The organism is Gracilimonas mengyeensis (assembly GCF_900182705.1).
Lineage (GTDB): Bacteria > Bacteroidota > Rhodothermia > Balneolales > Balneolaceae > Gracilimonas > Gracilimonas mengyeensis.
Genome location: NZ_FXTP01000023.1, coordinates 14,482 through 34,906 on the forward strand (window position 1 = coordinate 14,482; position 20,425 = coordinate 34,906).

Sequence of the window (20,425 nt, forward strand, 5' to 3'; positions counted from 1 at the left end):
TGAAAACCAATCGTATGAGTGCTTCTACTTTTTGGCGTACCGTTATTTCGGGATGTATTGCAACCTTTGTGATGACCATGATTGCATTTTTGCAGGGCGGTCTTGGTCTGCCTGTGATTGATGTGGGGCATATCCTGACCCAGAGCTTCAATCACATTCACACCGGTGAACCGTACAGTTTAATCTGGGGTAATTTAGCCTATAACATCACCGGAGTTTTACTGGCGCTGATTTGGGTCGCTTTTCTGCAGGAACGCATCCCGGGGAACCGGTTTATACAAGGCGTGCTCTACGGAGTTTTGGTTTCAGTAGTGGCTGGTGGTGTGATCTCTCCATTTGTTTCAATGGCTGCGGGTGACTCCTTTGGCTTTTTCTACACCAACACCTGGATTCCCGGAAAAGTATTGCTGGCAGGACTAACCATGCACCTCGGATACGGACTTACCCTGATGTTATGCATGAAGGTAGCCGGTGTCGGTAAGAAGTAACGGGCTCTAATTTTTTGGGGTGATTTTTTCGCCCCGTATATCCACCGCAATGGCGCCCTGGCCATTTTCCAAGACACACAGCGGGTTTATTTCCAGCTCTTCGATCTCGGGATAATCAACGGCGATACGGCTTAAGCGGAGTAGCGCCTCCACAACGGCCTCTTCATCCCGGGCCGACATATTTCGCCAGCCTTTCATTTTCTCACCTGCTTTAGTGGCGTTGATGAGATCTTTCGCACGCATACGATTTAGCGGAGCAATAGCCGTTTGCACATCCTTATATAATTCCACATCGGTGCCGCCACTGCCAAATAATACCATGGGGCCAAACTGCTGGTCTCGCACCAAACCTACAATCACTTCCTGCGCACTTTCTACCATTTGCTGAATCAGCACTCCCTGCATGTTTCCGCCGGCTTTTTCTACCGATTTTCGGATTTCACTCCAGGCTTCCCTTACATCTGCTTCACTTTTTAGGCCCAGCTTCACCCCGCCGATATCGGATTTATGACTGAATTCTTCGGAAACCAACTTCATCACCCCCTTGCCTTTGATCTCCGAAGCCATTTTTACTGCCTCATCTTCAGAAGCCGCCGTTTTTTGTTCGGGAAACCGGATGCCATAGCTTTCAAGCAGGCTTTCCCAATCGTTGTTTTTTACTGCTTCCTGAGCTTCTTTCTGATCCACTTCAAAGTCAGGGATTTCGGCATCCTCCTGTTTTCGCAACCATTCGCGCCGGTTCTTCATGGCGGATAAAAGCGATGCTGCCCGTTCCGGAAATGCCACGTTCGGGATTCTTCTTTTCTGAAGGATTTTGAGGGCATCGCCAACGGATGCTTTCCCCATGATGGAAGTCACCACAGTTTTGTCATGTGCAGCGGCTACTTCTCCCACCACCTCGGCCAAACTTACCGGTAAGAACCAATCCTGCGGTGCCTGTATAACCAAAACCGCATCCACATTTTCATCGGTGAGCAGGGCTTCTAAAGCCAAGGTGTAAGTGCCCGGCCCAGAACCAGCCAGTACATCCACCGGGTTGTTCACACTGGCCGCTTTAGGCAAACGGGAGGTTAAATATTTTTTGGTCTCATCAGAAAGGGAAGCTATTTCCAGCCCTTCTCTTTCCAGGGCATCTACAGCCAGTATGGCCGGTCCACCCGCATTGGTAAGCACCGCCACTCGTTTACCTCTAGGCAGTGGCTGCCAGGCCATGGCTCTGGCCCATTCAAACATTTCTTCAATCGTATCGGCTTCCTGAATCCCACAATATCTGAAAGCAGCCCCATATGCTTCCGAGCTTCCGGCCAGAGCTCCCGTATGCGAAGCCACCGCACGGGCCCCGCTTTCACCCTGTCCTCCTTTCAGCATCAGGAAAGGTTTCTTGAGGGCCATTTTGCGGGAAGTTTCTAAAAATGCTTGTCCGTCAGAAACGCCTTCGATATAGGCCGTAATAACTTTTGTTTGAGGGTCTCCGGCAATACCCTCAATCATTTCAATTTCGTTTACGTCAATCTGGTTTCCGAGACTTACAATCCGCGAAAACCCAATTCCACTGCCACTGGCCCAATCAATAATTGCTGCTACCATTGCTCCGGAATGAGAAATAAAGCCTATGTCACCAGGCTCCGGCATACCCACTACAAAAGTGGTATTTACAGGCGTGTGCGTATCGATTGTGCCAATGCAGTTGGGCCCAATCATACGGATGCCATACTCCTCAGCCACTTCCATCAGTTTCTTTTCCATCTCCCGTCCTTCCTCGCCGGTTTCGCTGAATCCGCCGGTCATAATAATGACATGTTGGATACCGCGTTCGCCACATTCCGCCAAAACTCCGGCTACTGCTTTAGCGGGAACAATTATCACCGCCAGGTCCACAGGATCCGGAACCTCAGCCACCGATTTAAAGCAGGGTTGCTCCAGTATTTCGTAAGCCTTCCGGTTTACGGGATAGATACCGCCTTTATAACGATACTTTATCAAATTACGAATGACCCCGTAGCCAAGTTTATGCGTGTCTTGAGAGGCTCCGATTACTGCAATACCCTTAGGAGAAAAGAACGGACTATCCATACGGAATGATCATTTTTGGTTAGCTGAAATGTGGCATACAAGGTAATGAAAAATCACATAAACGACGTCTCTGAACTCAGCTATTCTTGATATTCAAGTAACATATTTTCATAACTCTTTTTTTTACTAAGCCCATTAAAATTAATTCAATTACCCATTATTCATTATCAAAATAGATTTAAGAAAAACAAAAGACCTACCGATAACACAATAAAGGAGCAGTTCCTTTTATATCCGCTGCTGATTAGACTATTGCAGAATATAGTTTTGGGTTAGCAACAAGTTGTGGCAGCGATATTGTTCGGTAAAATTCATACAGCGGTTTTGGAGGTTTTCTAATGGGTAAATTATTGTTATGGCGGGACTATATTCCAGCCTCAAAGCTGCCCTTTTTATGTGACAGCCTTATTTTCACTTACTTATCAGCTCAAAGTAACCTCCTGCCAGTCAAGCTTTTCCTTTTCCTGTTTATCCCTCTTTTCTATCACACTATCTAAATAACATATTATGGAAGCAACTAAAAAGATTAAAGACTTCACCATACCTAAACCTCTTAACAAAGAGAGGCCTTTTGAATATCACGAGCTGTTCTTTTCTATTACCGATCCGAAGTCTGTAATTACTTATGCCAATGATGTATTTATTCGCATTAGTGCCTATCCCGAAGAAGAACTAATTGGGGTACTGCATAAGATCATTCGTCACCCTGATGTACCCAGAGCGGTATTTCGGATATTCTGGGATTTTCTGGAAGCAGGAAAACCCGTAGCGGCCTATGTGAAGAACCTGGCTAAAGATGGCTGCTATTATTGGGTGATGGCGCTGGCTTTTCCCTGCGAAGGAGGTTATCTCTCCATTCGCTTAAAACCGGGAACCAAACTGTTTAAAACGGTTGAGAAGCTTTATAAGGAAGCGCTGGAAGTGGAAAAGTCGGCTGAACAGCATACCGACAAGAAAACGGCGATGATGCAAGCGGTGGATTTCATCAACAAAAAAATAAATGAACTGGGCTTTGACAGTTATGAGAGTTTTATGTGGCATGCGCTGGAACAGGAAATGGCCAACCGGCAAGATCACTTATCTGGCACTAATGATATCACCCATAAAAATGTCGAAAGTGTACCATTTCAGATGAGAGACCTGGAGCATCTTTTATCCGGTTTATTCAATCATCTGGGTAGGGTTAGGGGATTGCAAACCAACCTTGCTGAAAATTCGGGCTTCATCAATACCCTGTCTTCCTCCATTGCCTTGCTTTCACTGAATGCCCAAATAGGATCTTCTAAAATAAATCAGCAAGATATTTCCCTGTCGGTAGTAGCCAAAAACATGGGCGATCAGGCTGTTAAAGGAAAATCTATTCTGACTAATATGAAGTCTAATATCAAACAGCTGGATAAGCTGCTTAGTGCTATGGCTTTCGATGTCATCTCTTCAAAACTTATGGTAGAGATGACCAACACCTACCTAAAAGGTCTGGGTGAAGAAAGAACAGATTCTACTCATGTTACCGAACTAAGCCCGCACGAAGTTATTAGTATCCTGAAAAATGCTTTTTCGCCATATTTGAATAGTACTAGTCGGCATCTGGCAAAACTGCCCCATCATATCCACAAACTGAGCAGTAACATCCATGAGGTTGAAAAGCTGCTTAAGATGCTTCGTTTCACTCATAACACCGGTAAAATTGAAATATCGAGGATACGTGAAAACAGTCATACTTTTACTACCACCTTTAAAGAACTGCTGCAGGAAATTGATGCGGCCCAGGAGGTAGTAAGCACTTTATCGGATTTTATAAATGAAAGCAGATCTTATCATCGTTTCTATTATCAAAATAACACAAATCTAAAATCCATCACTGACAGGTTAGAAATGAACGCACTTATAACGGCGTAAAACGGTCGAGGTTGCTATTTTACATTTTTACTGCAACTTACAATCAATTGATTTACTTTAGGCGGGCAATTGATTGGGAATACATACGTGTAATTAGTGAATTAAGGAATACAGGTTCATCCCTTTTTGGAAAATGATCAAATATCCTCATCTGCAATATCGTATGATTTCTCAGACCTGAAACCAAAAAGGCAATTGCTTTGGAGCGCATTGAGTGGAGCCGGCTACCGGGACTTGGATACAAGCTTTTTAACATCGTTCAGCAAAAACACAGATGTTCAAAGTGATATTTCTCCAATTATTAGTACCGGTGTAAACAGCCAATTTTCAGTTATTTGTCTTGTTAAATATTGGTTACATTTTCTTCATTCGTATTTTAGTCACATTAGATCAAAACATCATTTTCATATAACATATAGCAATTAATACGGTTTGATTTCCGATGGATGATTTTCTGAAACGATTCTTTGTTTTCGTAGTTATACAATTATTTTGCTTCAATCTGCTTATCGCGCAGAATGCTAATCGTGAGGAAGTAGTATTTAAAAGTGGAGATCGGGTTTTAAGTGGTACCCTGGTTTTACCCGAATCTGCCGAAAATGTACCTGTTTTGATATTTATCGGAGGCATTAATGAATGGGGGGATCCATTTCCACAGAGACAGCCCTTCATTGAGCAAAACCTGGAACGTACTTTTTTGGATGCCGGAGTAGGTGTTTTTTATTATCAGCCCAGAGGGGTCGGAGATTCCGACGGCAGGTGGCATCGCACCACTCTTCCGGGTTTTGCTGATGATGCTATAGCAGCAGTTCGGTATTTGAAGCAGCGCCGTGAAGTAAATCCCCAAAAAATAGGCTTGATAGGACACGGAGAGGATGGCTGGGTAGCACAAATTGTGGCTGCTGAAGCCCCTTCTGAAATATTATTTGCAGCCTCACTTGCCGGGCCAACCTTTGATGCCAAACGGCAGCTTATCAACGAGTACCATAGCGAGTATATGTGCGCCGGTGAAGACAGTACCACGGCTTATGACAAAGCCGTCCAAAAAGCGACTTCCCATCAAAATTGGGTATCATTATTCCCCTATACCAAACGCTGGCGGCATATGAGCCTGAAATTGGATTTTGAGCCGGCCTCATATATACGAGAAATTAATCTTCCTTTCCTTTTTGTTTTTGCAGAGAATGATGGCAAGGTTTACGCTGACTGGGCCGAAGAAGAACTCAATAATATTTTTTCAGGTTCAATCCCCTCGAATTTTACTGTTCAGTCTATTCCCGGAGCCAATCATTTCTTCCACGTAGCAAGCCCTTGTTTTGAGTATGATGAATCAACGCGAGAGTCTCTTGAGCGAGACTTTTCATTTCGCTTTCGGGAAGTGCTGAGAAACTGGGTATTTGAACAGTTGCAATAGTCCTATCCACCTTGGCGACAATTGGATACCATAGCTTGTAAAAACCGTTTGTTTTTCAAATTTCCGCAATACTAATTTGGAAATTGGAACTTGTTAGCGCTATACTTGTTTTAAGTACTAAAAAAGGAGAAATACTATGAGCAGATCATCAGATTATATTTCAGGAATTCTTTCAGGAGCACTTGTAGGTGCCGCAATCGCTTTGCTTTATGCACCGGACACCGGTAAAAATACCCGTGACCGTCTTTCTTACAAACTAAGTAACTATTATGATGAGCTGAATGAGCTTATTGATCAGTTGCGGGCAGAAAAAGAACTATTGGTTTCGGAGGCCAAAGAAAAAGGCGACCAAGTGGTACTTGATGCTAAAGAAAAAGCCGAGGGGCTTATCAAGGAAGCCGAAGATTTACTGGAATCTATTGAAACCGCTAAGAAAGCGGCGAAAGAACAAGGTTAATTTTTTAACCACATATTCTTACTTAATTTTCAAAAGCCTGCATTAAAAGCGCAGGCTTTTTCTTTTCCCAATTTTCAGGCTACTCTTCTATTTTTTATCTGATTATTAGTGTTTAGTCAATTATATTGATTAAAGAACTTACAGGTAATCCCTGGCATATCGCACACTAACCAATCCGTTGACTTATGTTTCCCTTCTTACCTAAAAAAATCGCCCCGATATTTCTCCTTTTTTTCGCCTTTATGTTACCGGTAACAGCTTTTGCTCAGCTTTCGGTATCAAAACTTTTTCAAAGTCGCGTGGTGTTGCAGCGTGATAAACCCGTGAAAGTGTGGGGTAAAGCTAATGTGGATGCAAATGTAAGCATCACTTTTGCACAACAGGAACTAAGCACACAGGTTGCTGCCAATGGGGAATGGGAAATTACATTTCCAGCAATGGACGCCGGTGGTCCCTATACGATGACCATCACTTCGGGCGACCAAAGCATTACCGTAACAGACGTTCTGGTTGGGGATGTGTATTTGATCAGCGGACAGTCGAACATGGAGTGGCCGCTTAGTGCCTCGGACGGAGGCAGTGCGGAAGCGTCTTCTGCAAATTATCCCGAAATCCGTGAATTTAAAATATCCAAAGCCACCTCTCCGGAAATTTCCGATGAGCTTGGTACTGCAAGCTGGAAGAAAGCTACTACTGGTTTTTCCACGGGTTCCTTCTCGGCAGTAGGCTATTATTTTGCCAAACATATTCATGCTGAAGAAGGTGTGCCCATCGGTTTGGTGAACAATTCGTATGGCGGTGCCCGTATCGAGGCTTTTATGAGCGAACAGATGCTGGGCTATGACGAAGAAGACGTAGAGCTGGCCAATGGAGAAACCGAACGCCAGCCTACCCTGATCTACAACAAAATGGTTCATCCTATTCTGCCTTTTGCTTACAAAGGCATTCTGTGGTATCAGGCCGAATCAAACGGCGACAGCATGACCGATGCCCTTGCCTATGGCGAATTGTTTAGAACCATGATTACCTCCTGGAGAGATAGTTTGAATCAAGGTGACCTGCCTTTTCTTTGGGTGCAACTTCCCAATTACGGTCAGCCGGCCGGCGATACTCCCTCCACCTGGGATGCATGGCCTCAGCTTCGTGCACAACAAAGTTCCGCACTCAGCCTACCCAACACCGGAGAAGCTATTACTATCGACGTGGGTGGAACCGATATCCATCCCACCAATAAAGAACCCGTTGGCGATCGCCTCGCTCTGTTGGCCCGTAAGATGATTTACGGAGAAGATATTGTAGCTCAGAGTCCCCGATATCAAAGTAATGCATTGACCGACAGCGGTACCGTGGTAATACGCTTCGAAAATACCGGCAGTGGTCTGGTTACCATTCCTGAAAGCGAAGATGTACATGCTTTTGCCCTGGCCGGTGAAAACGAACAATTTGTTTGGGCAAATGCTAAAATTGAAGACAATCAGGTTATTGTTTGGCATGATGATATCCCGGAACCTGAAACCATCCGCTACGCATGGGAATACAATCCTGGTGATGTGAATTTATACAACACCGAAGGTTTGCCCGCTGCGCCTTTTCAAACCGCAGTAAATCCTGGTTTTAGTATCGGTTCTTTCGAATCAGCACGCAGTGCCATTGAGGTGGGCCAAAGCACGACGCTCAGCTGGCAGGTATTTAACGCTGCCTCTATTACGCTCGATGGCGCCTCAGTAGACTCTGTAGGCTCTCAAACCGTCACCCCAACCCAAACCACCACTTATGAGCTGATTGCCGTTAGCCGCAGCGATGTGTCCTTAACAGATACCGCCCGCGTCACGGTTGAAGTACTATCCCCGGAAAACATCAACCGTACCTATGGCAAGCTGGCCACGGCTTCCTCACATGAGACCTGCTGCGGTGATCCCCTGCTGCCTGAATTTGCGGTGGATGAAGATATGAGTACGCGATGGAGTAGTGCCTGGAGCGACGGCACTGGCGACAATCCCGCAGAACCCAATTATGACGGAACGCCTGATGATGAATGGATTACGGTAGATTTGGAAAATGCTATTGATTTGGAACGCGTGATCCTGCGGTGGGAAGCCGCTTACGGTTCTTCTTATGATATTCAGGTTTCCTACGATGGTTTTCTTTGGAATACCGTATATGAAGAACGTGCCGGTGACGGTGGCGAAGACAACATTGTTTTTGAAGAGCCCGTTACGGGTCGCTACCTACGAATGCAGGGGATAGACCGCGCTACCGAATTTGGTTATTCATTATTTGAGATAGCAGCTTATGGTACCGTCTCTTCTGTACAACCTCCGGAAGTTAGCATCTCAACAAGTTTTGGGAATTTTCTTAATAAAAACCAAACAACCGTGACTGTAAATGCTACAGCCGGCTCTGAAGTAAGTGAGATCACAACTGTTGCTTTTTACGTGAACGGCGAATTAGCAGAAACGATCACTGAAGCCCCCTATTCAGCTGAAATAGAAGTACCAGGTGCTGACGAATTCACGGTAACGGCCGTGGCCACCGATGCCAATGGCATACAAGTGCAATCCTCTCCTCTTGTGCTGTATGGTAACCGTGATAATATGACTTTATTTGAAGCGGAGGCAGATGATGTAACCACTACTGGTGGAGCTTCCGTAGGCAGCCATGTGGGTGCAAGCGGCGGGGAGTTTCTGGACTTGCAGGATGCATGGACGGTTACTCTTCCTGATTTATTGTTCTATAATTCCGGTGAAAAACTGGTAGTCATTGGGTACCAACTGCTTTATGAAACCCCGAAATCCCAATATTTAGTAGTGAACGGAGATACCGTGGAGACCATTGAATTTACCGCTCCTGACACTGAAAGCTGGATGACCTATGCCACTAAAATAAATATCGAAGATCCATTCGGCGATAACCAAATAGCTATTCATGGTTTTTGGAACTGGATGGGTATTGATTACATCAAAATTAGTGATATCAATATTGGTCTCTCAACCGAAGACGGAGGCGAACTGCCTACCCGATTTGATCTGAAGCAAAACTATCCCAACCCATTCAACCCTACTACACAAATAACCTTTCAGCTGCCCAAAACTGAAAAAATAAAGCTACAAGTGTTTGATGTAACAGGCAAACTAGTTGGTACTTTAGTTGATAAAGTGGAACAAGCCGGTACTCATACGATCTCTTTTGATGCAGGTAATCTTTCCAGCGGCATTTACTTCTACCAGCTTTCCGGTTCTTTTGGAATCAGAACACAGAAAATGACGCTTATTAAATGATTTAAGATTGAAAATTCAAGATTAAAGATTATTGCTTCACATCCATCTGACGGCTTATTTCATAGGCAAGTACCTGTATCCTTTAAAAGCCGCCTGATGGATTTTGGGGTAACTTCTTAAAAAACTTTGAACCTGTTTATTTTCTGACTGAGTTCGATTAATAACGTAAGCCCTGATGTCATTTCGCAGCGCAGGCCCGAAATCTAATTGCTTTTCAGGTATCAACCGTTGATCTACTGGAAGCTTATCGACTTTTTTTGGATCAATTAACATATTTTTTAATCGAACTCTGGTTTCTACCAATTTTCAATCTTTAATTCCCCACCTGTTTGCATTTCACTTTGCCTTTTCGGTATTTAGGAGCCTTCGTCCACCGGCTACGATAAACTAATTCTACCCAGGTTCAGCATGTTAAACTTAGAGGACATTATTAACCTTCGGCATACCCTGCATCGGTATCCGGAATTATCAAATCAGGAATTTGAAACAAGAAGACGCATCTCTGATTTTATGCAACGGTTTGAGCCGGATAAGGAAATTGATGTAGCCGGCACCGGCAAGATGTTTGTATTTGAAGGAGAAGAACCCGGAGAAACTATCTTTTTCAGATGTGAATTAGATGCCCTTCCCATTCAGGAAAAATCCCCGAATCTCGCCTACCGGTCTTCCAAAGATGGTGTGGCTCATCTTTGCGGACACGATGGTCACATGGCCATTCTCGTGTTGTTGGCTAAACTGATTTCAGAACACCGCCCTAAAAAAGGGAAAGTTGTACTGTTATTTCAGCCTGCCGAAGAGCATGATTTGGGCGCAAAGCATGTCGTGGAATCCCCGGAGTTTCATCAACTTTCTCCTGATTATCTTTTTGCTCTTCATAACCTGCCGGGCATCCCCAAAAATACAGTGATGGTAAAAGAAGGAAGTTTTTCTGCTGCCTCTTGTGGTTTCACCGTAAAACTGGAAGGGCGTACCGCACATGCTGCCGAACCGGAAAAAGGTCTGAATCCTTATAAAACAGCAACCCGAATTTTTGACCGTATAGAACGGCTTACGGTGAGCGGTAAACATTTTGAGAGCCGTACTATTTCTACACTGATCTATATACACCTCGGGGAAATTGCCTTTGGAGTCTCCCCTTCTGACCTGGAAATGGGCATAACCTTGCGTGCCTATGAGAATAAAGATTTAGAAAAGCTTTGCGCACTGGCTGAAGAGATTGTTGAGGAGGAAGCCTTACTGGCCAAACTGCATTACTCTCATAGCTATTGCGAAGAATATCCCGCCACCGACAACGCCCCTGAGTGTGTAGAAATGATTCAAGAGGCCACTGAAACCCTTGATATGCAAAGTCTCCCAATGGAAGAGCCTAACAAATGGTCAGAGGATTTTGCTTATTACACGGCTACCAACAAAGGGGCTCAGTTTGGGATCGGATCGGGTGAAGATCAGCCCAATCTGCATCATCCTGCCTATGATTTTCCTGATGATATTATTGAACCCTCTGCCAGACTCTTCTTTGAAATTTATAAGAACCGCTTGACTTAGCAGCCGCGTATTTATCTCTACTCACTGAACAGTTAACAGGAACCGGCAGATAAATTACAGCTCCCTAAGAAACGTAAAAAGTAATTACTGCCCGATTCTTTTGTATCTGATACAGATATATTCCCGCCCTTATTCCTAACCATACCCGATTTTTATGCCACGTATCCTAGTTTTAGCTTACCTATGTATACTTTTAATGATTCCCGCCCGGTTCGCAGTTGCTCAGGCTCAGCAAGAAACCATCGGTGCTATCATTCAGGAGGCCAACGAGAATTCTCAGCTGGAATACCTGGCCCATCAGCTCACCGATGTAATAGGTCCGCGGTTGGTTGGAACACCCCAAATGCAAAATGCTCATGACTGGGCCGTTGAGCAGTTTGGACAATGGGGCATTGAAGCCGAAAATCAACAATTTGGAACATGGAGAGGATGGGAACGAGGCATTACCCATATCGACCTCATCTCTCCCCGGGTGGTTTCATTGGAAGGACAACAACTGGCCTGGAGCCCGGCTACTCCTGAAGGTGGAGTTGATGGAGAAATAGTTATCATCCCAAAAATAGAAAACAGAGAACAATTCGAAGAGTGGCTGGCTTCAGTAAAAGGTAAGTTTGTACTGATTTCTCCGCCTCAAATTACCGGTCGCCCTGATTACAATTGGCAGGAGTTTGCTACCGAGGCCTCTTTCGAGAAGATGAAAGCGGAGCGTGAAGCCATGGAAAAAGCCTGGGATGAAAACCTGGAACGTACCGGCTTCAACTCAAGGACTTTGCAAACAGCCCTTGAGGGAGCTGGGGCTTTGGGTCTCTTACAATCCAGATGGTCCCGGGGTTTTGGTGTAAATAAGATATTTAGTGCCCGCACCGATAAAATCCCTGTTATTGATTTGGCCCTTGAAGATTACGGGATGCTGTATCGCATGGCAGAATATGGCGACAAACCTGTGATCCGCGTAAATGCCCAATCCAAAGATTTGGGCCGTGTGCCCACTTTTAATACCATCGCCACCATTCCCGGTACCGAAAAGCCCGATGAGTATATTATCCTTTCTGCCCACTACGACTCCTGGGATGGCGGTACCGGAGCCACCGACAATGCAACCGGTTCCATCACTATGATGGAAACCGCCCGCATTCTGAAAAAGCATTACCCAAACCCAAAACGAACGATCATTGTGGGCCTTTGGGGTAGCGAAGAGCAGGGATTAAACGGTTCCTCAGCTTTCGTAGAAGATAACCCGGAAATCGTGGACGGCCTTCAGGCTCTGTTTAACCAAGACAACGGCACGGGGCGTGTGGTGCGCATCTCAGGTCAGGGATTTTTGCATTCCTATGCATTCATTCAACGCTGGCTAGAACCTGTACCGGAGGATATTAAAGGAGAGATCGAAACCGATTTTCCGGGTCGGCCAAGTGGCGGTGGTTCGGATTATGCTTCTTTCGTTGCAGCCGGAGCTCCCGGGTTTTCACTCAGTTCGCTAAGCTGGAGCTATTGGAATTATACCTGGCATACCAACCGCGACACCTACGATAAAATTGTTTTTGATGATGTACGTGGTAATGTGATTCTTACGGCTATCCTCACATACATGGCCAGTGAAGATCCAGAGAGCTTTCCACGGGATAAAGCAGAACTACCGGTGAGTCGTCGTACAGGAGTGCAAATGGAATGGCCGGAGCCGAGAACGCCAAATCGTGAGGGTGGGAATTAATTATTGATCTTAAATATCAATTAAATCTCAAGACACCTTTTGATTTTTGAATGGCTTTCTAAATTTAGTGAACAAATGATTTAGGCCTTTATAAAGCCCGTTACCTTTGTTACTAATTTATTGAAGTTACCTTTTTTTAGTAAGTATTTTAGTTGGCCCAATCTAGATTTTAGAATAGTATATTTGCTTTTTTTGACTAAATATGGCTGTTCTGCCCACCACTCTTTTTGATCTACCTCTTTTTCCTTTGTAAAAAATGCAGTCCGGTTCTGAATATTCTTTCTCAATTTCCAATGAGGATCATTTTTAAGAAAATCATACATAACCTTCCCAGTCCATAGATTGATATCATCAACTATTAACCAGCCATTTTTTTCTAACATCAGAGAGAGGTAGTAATAATCTACAAAAGGAGTAGGAAATGAATGCCTGCCATCAATTAAAGCTACATCTACCTTTTTCTCTACAATTTTGGGAAGAGCAAATTCAGATCCTTCATTTATAAAGGTAGTTCCTTCGTAATCAATATTATGAGTCTTAAAATAATCTTTCAGCAATGTGATCTCATTGGCAACTGGAGCTATACAAATATGATTACACCTATTAAGGTTAAATACCAACGTACTAAAACCTATCCCTGTTTCAACTGTTTTTGCCCCCTCTTTAAGTAAATTATTTAAGGTCAAAATAGTTTCTTCATTAATGTGGTGAACCGTTTGGGTTCCATTACCATGAATTACAGGGGGATTTGACAAGTGAAATGTTAAATCTACCATACCTTTTCTCTCAGTTTATATTTAAACCCAATAATAAATAAAATTACATATAAGTAATCATTTTCTTTTACTTAATTTTTGCCTAACAGTGAATACTTCTCTCTATATAATTGCCAAAATAAACCTGTATTTATTGATTAATCAAGCATCATACATATTATGCAATTGAAAGCAGCCTGTTAATAACCTTCGATATTCTATTGTATAGCTATTGACATCTGCAACTGCCAAAGTCACATTGTCCATATTATTAAACAACACGATACCCGAAACCCAAATACTGAATAATAAGGATTGTAACTGAATGTGAGTGTTCTTCAATTTGTTATGAAGGTAGCTATAAGTCGAACTCAAATCTTAGGATTATGACGACTACAGCAACACTCCAACATATGAACGCTGAAACACTTCATCGCAAAATGACAGGAGAGCATGCACCTATTATCATCAATGCACTAGACAGGGATTCTTATCTCGCCCAGCACATTCCAGGTTCCATCAATATCCCTACAGATAATGCTAAAATAGCCAAAGAAATTATTCCTTTTATGGAATCTGAATTAGTGGTGTACTGTGCCAGTGCTGATTGCCCTGCTTCAGCTAATTTAGCCCAAAAGCTGGAAGAGATGGGCTATACCAACGTTTTCGATTTTGAAGATGGTCTTGAAGGCTGGCGACAGAAAGGATACGAACTGATTGGAAACGAAAGTTAGGCAAACAGCTAATTTTTAAATGCTACAAGCCACCTTATTTTGGGTGGCTTTTCTATTTTAACGTGAGTTCGAGATAAGAATGACAAAAAAACAGGCTGGTCATCGCGAGGAGCCCCCTCTTTTGGAATTAACTCTTTTTTCTTCCGACGAAGCGATCTCCCGAACAAAGCTTAGAGGCATTATCCGGGAGATTGCTACCGACACAAGTGTGCGGCACAGGCCCGGTATTTCCTCCCTTTCGGTCACTTCCCGAACCATCGGGACTCGCAATGACAAGTTTTATATCGAACTGAGGTTATTTTACAAAGAATAACCCCACTTTGATTCTAAAATGGTTTTAAGGATATTGCTCGCTATTCACTGATACATTGAGCATGAAATTCTATTTATTGCTATTTGTGGTTTGTCTGGTTTTAGGAGCCTGCAAGAATAAGGGTACAGATCCTAATCCAGATGATTCCAAAACATATGCAGCCTGCGATCGATTATTATATGAAGGCTGCCCGAATACCACGGCCGATTACTGCCTGTTTGGATATAAATGGGGAGCAGGAAATCCCTTAACCGAAAGCGGAAACAATAGTCAGGGCCCAAGAACTTCTGCAGGAATCGTGACTTACAGTATTCAACCGGCAGGTACTCTTTTTAACACTCATCGAGAAGTAAATCTCACGAGCAAATCATTTAGCACGCTTCCTGCATGTGCCCTCGCACAAATAAAACGTGCCCTAAACGACTGGCAGCAGGTAGCCAACATTGAGTTTCAGGAAGAAGCGGAAGGTTCAAACAGCCACATTCGTTTTATTCTTGGGGATGTGAGCCAGTCCGGCATTGGCTTTCCAAATTTCCCGGCACAGCCTTGTTCAGATATTGGTGGGGATGTGATTCTTTCCACCGGAAATAAATCTATACCCTGCGAGGATGGCATTTATCCTTTGGCTTTGCATGAGATAGGTCACACGCTTGGGTTGGGGCATGTAAAAGGGCAAGCCATTATGAGCACTACATTTTGGGATGATGAGATTCGGCATATTCAGCGGGGAGACTCTCTGGGGCTAATTGAACTTTATGGTATCAGAGAATAATCACAAAAGAAGAATACATTATTGCACCACGCAGGCATACATATTTTTATGCCCGTATTTGGAGGCTCGCTCCCCTATTTTATTGATGTGATCATACCCTATCTCTTTCAGCAATTCTTTGAGGTCATCAAAGGGAATAGGATGAGGGATCCAGGGATTTCGAAGGGTTGTATCGTATTCAACAATTATAAGCTTGCCATTCTCTGACGTCTCTTCCTTCAGCTTATGCAAGAATACTTTCTTGTCTTTAACATAATGAAGAGAGTTAGCCATCAAAACCCCATCAAAGTCCGCTATAGGGAGTTTTTCCTTTAGGAAATCAGCTTTATGGAAAGTAAGCTCTACCTTTTTTATTGATGGTTTAATAGGAACCTGATTCTTTTTATCCACCGCCAGAATGCTGCTTCCATCGGGTAGATAAGCTGCCAGCGCATAAGAAAACAGACACTTACCACATCCCAGGTCCACCCAGCTCTGTGGTTCTTCTCCCTCAATATCAACTCCCTCAATAAATGAAATGGCTTCGGCTTCAGTCACGATTTATCCTGTATGATCTCTTAAGTGAAAATAGATTTTACATGATGTATGTAAAATAAAAAAGCCCCGATCTAAAAGAACGGGGCTTTAATTTTTTTACTTCAGGCTACGAAGAGTGATTTATTCTCCGGCTTCAGCAGTCTCGCTTTCGCCGTTTTCACTTCCGCCAAGTTCTTCAAATACTTTGGCAATTTCTTCGTCTCCTTCTTCCATATCGGCTTTAGAACCAACGATGATATCGTTGTAATCCCGGAGTCCGGTACCAGCAGGTACTTTATGTCCAACCACCACATTCTCTTTGAGTCCGCGGAGGAAGTCTTTCTTAGCTTCGATAGAAGCCTGAGTGAGTACCTTGGTTGTTTCCTGGAAGGAAGCAGCTGAGAGCCAGCTATCAGTAGAAAGTGCAGCTCTTGTGATACCCAGCAGGATTGGCTTAGAAATAGCCGGTTCTGCTTCACGGGTTTCGAGCTCGTCTTTACCGTCTTTAATAAGCTGGTTATTAACGTCTCGCACTTCACGACGGTCGAGGATAGAACCTTTCTTCAAGTCACTTCCTCCCGGATCGGTAACTACAAACTTACCAATCAGCTCGTCATTACGGTCATTTACTTCGAAACGATCTACTTTGTCGCCTTCAAGGAACATGGTATCGCCCGGATCGGTGATTTCTACCTTCTGCATCATGGTGCGTACAATCGTCTCAATGTGCTTGTCATTAATTTTCACACCCTGCAGTCGGTAAACCTCCTGAATCTCGTTTACGAGGTACGATTGTACCGCATAAGGACCGAGAATATTCAGAATATCCTGTGCCGGAATGGTACCGTCAGAAAGCGGCTGACCTGCTTTCACATAGTCATTGGCCTGAACCAGGATATGCTTACTGAGCGAGATCAGATACTTCTTCTCATCTGTACCATCTTTGGATTTAACAAATACCTCTTGAGAACCACGCTTACGGCCACCCATTTCAACAATACCGTCAATTTCAGAAACAACGGCAGGTTCACTGGGTGATCGGGCTTCAAACAGCTCGGTAATACGCGGCAGACCAGCGGTGATATCCTTAGACTTGGATGCCACACGCGGAATCTTGGCGATAACCTGACCGGCTTCCACCTTGTCTCCGTCGTCCACCACAATGTGGGTTTCAACGGGTAGTGTATTCTCACGAATCCGGTCGCTGTCACCCTTGATAACCAATGTTGGTACGAGCGTACGGTCTTTGGATTCGGTAATTACTTTCTCACGGTGACCGGTTTGAGCATCGGTATCTTCAGAGGATGTTACTCCATCAATGATATCCTTGTACTCAATGGTACCGTCAATTTCAGAGAAGATCAGCGCGTTATATGGATCCCACTTACAGAGCACTGCTCCTTTTGGAACCACATCGCCTTCTTCAACTAACATCTCTGAACCGTAAGGTACGTTGTAGTTGATGAGGACTTTTCCTTCATCGTTCACAATCTTGATTTCGCCGGCACGGGAAAGCACTACATTGTGCTCTTCTTCGCCGTCGTCGTAAACCACTACGCGAACGTTTTCAAACTCAACTTTACCTTCAAATTTAGTTTTGTGCTGAGACTCGGCCTCCAGACGGGAAGCAGTACCTCCCACGTGGAAGGTTCGAAGCGTAAGCTGTGTACCGGGCTCACCAATAGACTGAGCAGCGATAACACCTACGGCCTCTCCTTTCTCAACCATCGTACCGCGGGCAAGGTCACGTCCGTAACACTTGGCGCACACTCCGCGTGGAGTTTCGCAAGTAAGTACTGAACGGATTTCCACTTCTTCAATAGAAGTTTCGGCGATCTTGCCGGCTACGGTTTCGTCAATCACCTGGTTGGCTTCGCAAATCAATTCATCCGAAATCGGATCATAAATATCATGCAGCGAAACGCGACCTACAATACGGTCTTCCAGGCTTTCAATAATATCTTCATTATCCTTCAGAGCGGTCATCTTAATGCCACGGAGTGTACCGCAATCATTTTCGTTGATGATCACATCCTGAGATACATCTACCAGACGTCGGGTCAGGTAACCGGCATCGGCCGTTTTCAGAGCCGTATCGGCCAGACCTTTACGCGCACCGTGAGTAGAGATAAAGTATTCCAGTACGGTTAGTCCCTCTTTGAAAGAAGACAGGATTGGGTTTTCAATAACCTCGTTGCCCTGCTGCATGGAACTCTTCTGTGGCTTAGCCATCAGTCCACGCATACCGCCGAGCTGACGAATCTGCTCTTTAGAACCACGAGCACCGGAATCCGCCATCATATACACGGGGTTAAATCCGCTGCGATCTTCCTGCAGTGCTTTAAACAGTGTTTCAGAAACACGGTTTGTGGTACTCGTCCACTTATCAATTACCTGATTATAACGCTCGTTATCGGTAATGAAACCCATTTCATAGCGTCCCTGAATATCGGTAACCTCATCTTTGGTTCCAGTAATCAGTTCTTCTTTAGCATCAGGGATGATAATGTCATCGAGGCTGAAAGAAAGTCCACCAATGGTGGCTTCTTCGTAACCCATTTTCTTCATCTCATCCAAGAACTCAGAAGTACGGGCTGTACCTACACGGTTGTGGATCTCTCCAATCAGACTACGCAACTCCTTCTTACCAAGGGTTTTGTTGATGAAGCCCATTTCTTTGGGCACAATCTGATTGAACAGTACACGTCCTGTAGAAGTCTTGATTACTTCATGAACGGTTTCGCCTTCCTCATTTTCAACAGGAATGCGAACGTTAATTTTTGCGTGAGCATCCAGTTTGCCCTGATCAAATGCAACCAGAACTTCGTCAGCGGATGCAAAAGTCTTGCCTTCACCTTCACGACCTTCATCAGGCTTGGTGAGATAATAAAGTCCTAAAATCATATCCTGCGAAGGAACGGCAATAGGTCCGCCGTTGGCCGGAGCAAGAATATTGTGAGAACCTAACATCAGCACAGATGCTTCAAGAATGGCATCGTGGCTCAATGGAAGGTGAACAGCCATCTGGTCACCGTCAAAGTCAGCATTAAAAGCCGTACATGCCAGAGGGTGTAAGCGAATAGCCTTCTCCTCAATCAATACCGGCTGGAATGCCTGGATACCTAAACGGTGCAAGGTTGGTGCACGGTTAAGGAGAACGGGGTGTCCGTCAATTACATTTTCGAGCACTTCCCAAACAACGGCATCGCGTCGGTCCACTACTTTCTTGGCGCTCTTAACCGTCTTCACGTATCCACGCTCAATCAAGCGACGGATAATGAATGGTTTGTAGAGCTCAACCGCCATTTCTTTCGGCAGACCACACTCGTGCATTTTCAGCTCGGGGCCTACTACAATTACGGAACGTCCTGAATAGTCAACACGCTTACCGAGAAGGTTTTGACGGAAACGACCGCTCTTACCTTTCAGCATATCTGAAAGTGATTTCAGCGGACGGTTATTGTTCCGAACAGCGTTAGATTTTCTGGAGTTATCATACAGAGAATCAACCGCTTCCTGCAGCATGCGCTTCTCGTTCCGGAGAATTACATCAGGAGCTTTGATATCAATCAAACGCTTCAGGCGGTTGTTACGGATGATAACACGACGGTAAAGGTCGTTAAGGTCAGAAGTAGCAAAACGGCCACCTTCAAGAGGTACCAGAGGACGCAGTTCCGGTGGAATTACCGGGATTACGCGCTGTACCATCCACTCGGGACGGTTTTCGGTATGCTTGTTGGCAGCACGGAAAGACTCAATTACCTGCAGTCGTTTCAGCTTTTTCTTCTTACGCATCTGCGAAGTCTCATGCTTCACTTCATAACGTAATTGATAAGCCAGCTCATCCAGGTCTTGATCGGCCAGGAGAGCTTCCAGTGCATCGGCACCTTCTTTTACGATGAATTTGTCTTCGTCGTCGTCATCCAGTTCCTGATTGTCTTCAGGCAGCTGCTCCAGGATATCGTATTTTTCCTCTTCGGAAATCATATCACCCTGTGCATAACCCAGATCACGGGCCACACCCGGATTGATGATTACGAATGTCTCGTAATACACAATCTTCTCAAGGTTCTTGGACGACATGCCAAGCAGATAGGCAATCTTGTTTGGCAGAGATTTGAAATACCAAATGTGTACTACAGGAACGGTAAGGGTAATGTGTCCCATTCGCTCGCGTCGTACAGCTTTCCGGGTAACCTCTACACCGCAACGGTCGCAGATGATACCTTTGTAGCGGATACGTTTGTATTTACCGCAATGGCATTCGTAATCTTTCACAGGACCAAAGATCTTTTCACAGAAAAGACCGTCCATTTCCGGTTTAAAGGTTCTGTAATTTATTGTCTCAGGAGTCAAGACTTCGCCGTGAGAACGAGATAAAATCGTTTCCGCGGAAGCAAGGGATACCCCAATGCTGTCAAAATCTTTCGTGACTGTTAATGTCTTAGTTACTGGCAAGGATGTTCCTCC

General features: G+C 44.5%; 14 protein-coding genes. 10 read left to right on the plus strand and 4 right to left on the minus strand.

Translation table 11 applies throughout. The annotated features are described in order from the left end of the window. Positions 1 to 14: 14 nt before the first annotated feature. Positions 15 to 488, plus strand: coding sequence for a hypothetical protein (locus tag FN815_RS18410; RefSeq protein WP_142456311.1), 474 nt, complete (start codon positions 15 to 17; stop codon positions 486 to 488). Between the two features lie 6 nt (positions 489 to 494). On the opposite strand, the gene FN815_RS18415 is transcribed toward FN815_RS18410, so the two are convergent. Further along, positions 495 to 2,561: an acetate--CoA ligase family protein gene (locus tag FN815_RS18415; RefSeq protein ID WP_142456312.1), complete on the minus strand. Its 2,067-nt coding sequence runs from the start codon at positions 2,559 to 2,561 to the stop codon at positions 495 to 497. 507 nt (positions 2,562 to 3,068) lie between these two features. On the opposite strand from FN815_RS18415, the gene FN815_RS18420 reads away from it, so the two are divergent. From FN815_RS18420 to FN815_RS18445, 6 genes are all read left to right on the plus strand, one after another. Then, positions 3,069 to 4,460 carry a PAS domain-containing protein gene (locus FN815_RS18420; RefSeq protein WP_142456313.1) on the plus strand — a complete coding sequence of 464 codons (1,392 nt, stop codon included), beginning with the start codon at positions 3,069 to 3,071 and terminating at the stop codon, positions 4,458 to 4,460. A 442-nt stretch (positions 4,461 to 4,902) separates the two neighbouring features. Beyond that, positions 4,903 to 5,874, plus strand: a complete 972-nt coding sequence (locus FN815_RS18425; RefSeq protein ID WP_142456314.1) for an alpha/beta hydrolase family protein — start codon at positions 4,903 to 4,905, stop codon at positions 5,872 to 5,874. A gap of 136 nt (positions 5,875 to 6,010) precedes the next feature. Then, the gene (locus FN815_RS18430) at positions 6,011 to 6,331 is read left to right on the plus strand and encodes a YtxH domain-containing protein (protein ID WP_142456315.1); all 321 of its coding nucleotides are present in this window, start codon (positions 6,011 to 6,013) and stop codon (positions 6,329 to 6,331) included. Between the two features lie 242 nt (positions 6,332 to 6,573). Further along, positions 6,574 to 9,609 (plus strand): sialate O-acetylesterase, encoded by a 3,036-nt coding sequence (locus tag FN815_RS18435; protein WP_185957377.1) that lies wholly within the window; start codon positions 6,574 to 6,576, stop codon positions 9,607 to 9,609. Between the two features lie 408 nt (positions 9,610 to 10,017). Beyond that, a complete protein-coding gene (locus FN815_RS18440) occupies positions 10,018 to 11,154 on the plus strand; it encodes an amidohydrolase (protein WP_142456317.1) in 1,137 nt (378 codons plus the stop codon). Between the two features lie 196 nt (positions 11,155 to 11,350). After that, complete coding sequence (locus tag FN815_RS18445) at positions 11,351 to 12,865, plus strand: M20/M25/M40 family metallo-hydrolase (protein WP_425461080.1); 1,515 nt, start codon at positions 11,351 to 11,353, stop codon at positions 12,863 to 12,865. Positions 12,866 to 12,945: 80 nt separating this feature from the next. Here FN815_RS18445 and FN815_RS18450 read toward each other — a convergent pair whose 3' ends face one another. Beyond that, positions 12,946 to 13,641, minus strand: coding sequence for a class I SAM-dependent methyltransferase (locus FN815_RS18450; RefSeq protein ID WP_142456319.1), 696 nt, complete (start codon positions 13,639 to 13,641; stop codon positions 12,946 to 12,948). 365 nt (positions 13,642 to 14,006) lie between these two features. Between FN815_RS18450 and FN815_RS18455 the strand changes: the two genes are divergently transcribed. The 3 genes from FN815_RS18455 (at position 14,007) to FN815_RS18465 (ending at position 15,439) form a co-directional block, all read left to right on the plus strand. Continuing rightward, entirely contained in the window at positions 14,007 to 14,354 is a 348-nt protein-coding gene (locus FN815_RS18455; RefSeq protein ID WP_246075361.1) for a rhodanese-like domain-containing protein, read from the plus strand. 79 nt (positions 14,355 to 14,433) lie between these two features. Continuing rightward, a complete protein-coding gene (locus FN815_RS18460; RefSeq protein WP_142456320.1) occupies positions 14,434 to 14,667 on the plus strand; it encodes a hypothetical protein in 234 nt (77 codons plus the stop codon). 61 nt (positions 14,668 to 14,728) lie between these two features. Next, positions 14,729 to 15,439, plus strand: a complete 711-nt coding sequence (locus FN815_RS18465) for a matrixin family metalloprotease (protein ID WP_142456321.1) — start codon at positions 14,729 to 14,731, stop codon at positions 15,437 to 15,439. 18 nt (positions 15,440 to 15,457) lie between these two features. Here the strand turns inward: FN815_RS18465 and FN815_RS18470 are convergent, their stop codons facing one another. Together FN815_RS18470 and rpoC are read right to left on the minus strand one after the other, a co-directional pair. Then, positions 15,458 to 15,976 carry a class I SAM-dependent methyltransferase gene (locus FN815_RS18470; RefSeq protein ID WP_185957378.1) on the minus strand — a complete coding sequence of 173 codons (519 nt, stop codon included), beginning with the start codon at positions 15,974 to 15,976 and terminating at the stop codon, positions 15,458 to 15,460. Positions 15,977 to 16,096: 120 nt separating this feature from the next. After that, positions 16,097 to 20,413, minus strand: coding sequence for a DNA-directed RNA polymerase subunit beta' (rpoC, locus tag FN815_RS18475; RefSeq protein ID WP_142456323.1), 4,317 nt, complete (start codon positions 20,411 to 20,413; stop codon positions 16,097 to 16,099). Positions 20,414 to 20,425 lie beyond the last annotated feature (12 nt).

Excerpts from the sequence above, each read along its gene's own strand:
- FN815_RS18410 (WP_142456311.1), top strand. The coding sequence starts at position 15 with ATGAGTGCTTCTACTTTTTGGCGTACCGTTATTTCGGGATGTATTGCA.
- FN815_RS18415 (WP_142456312.1), bottom strand. The coding sequence starts at position 2,561 with ATGGATAGTCCGTTCTTTTCTCCTAAGGGTATTGCAGTAATCGGAGCC.
- FN815_RS18420 (WP_142456313.1), top strand. The coding sequence starts at position 3,069 with ATGGAAGCAACTAAAAAGATTAAAGACTTCACCATACCTAAACCTCTT.
- FN815_RS18425 (WP_142456314.1), top strand. The coding sequence starts at position 4,903 with ATGGATGATTTTCTGAAACGATTCTTTGTTTTCGTAGTTATACAATTA.
- FN815_RS18430 (WP_142456315.1), top strand. The coding sequence starts at position 6,011 with ATGAGCAGATCATCAGATTATATTTCAGGAATTCTTTCAGGAGCACTT.
- FN815_RS18435 (WP_185957377.1), top strand. The coding sequence starts at position 6,574 with ATGTTACCGGTAACAGCTTTTGCTCAGCTTTCGGTATCAAAACTTTTT.
- FN815_RS18440 (WP_142456317.1), top strand. The coding sequence starts at position 10,018 with ATGTTAAACTTAGAGGACATTATTAACCTTCGGCATACCCTGCATCGG.
- FN815_RS18445 (WP_425461080.1), top strand. The coding sequence starts at position 11,351 with ATGATTCCCGCCCGGTTCGCAGTTGCTCAGGCTCAGCAAGAAACCATC.
- FN815_RS18450 (WP_142456319.1), bottom strand. The coding sequence starts at position 13,641 with ATGGTAGATTTAACATTTCACTTGTCAAATCCCCCTGTAATTCATGGT.
- FN815_RS18455 (WP_246075361.1), top strand. The coding sequence starts at position 14,007 with ATGACGACTACAGCAACACTCCAACATATGAACGCTGAAACACTTCAT.
- FN815_RS18460 (WP_142456320.1), top strand. The coding sequence starts at position 14,434 with ATGACAAAAAAACAGGCTGGTCATCGCGAGGAGCCCCCTCTTTTGGAA.
- FN815_RS18465 (WP_142456321.1), top strand. The coding sequence starts at position 14,729 with ATGAAATTCTATTTATTGCTATTTGTGGTTTGTCTGGTTTTAGGAGCC.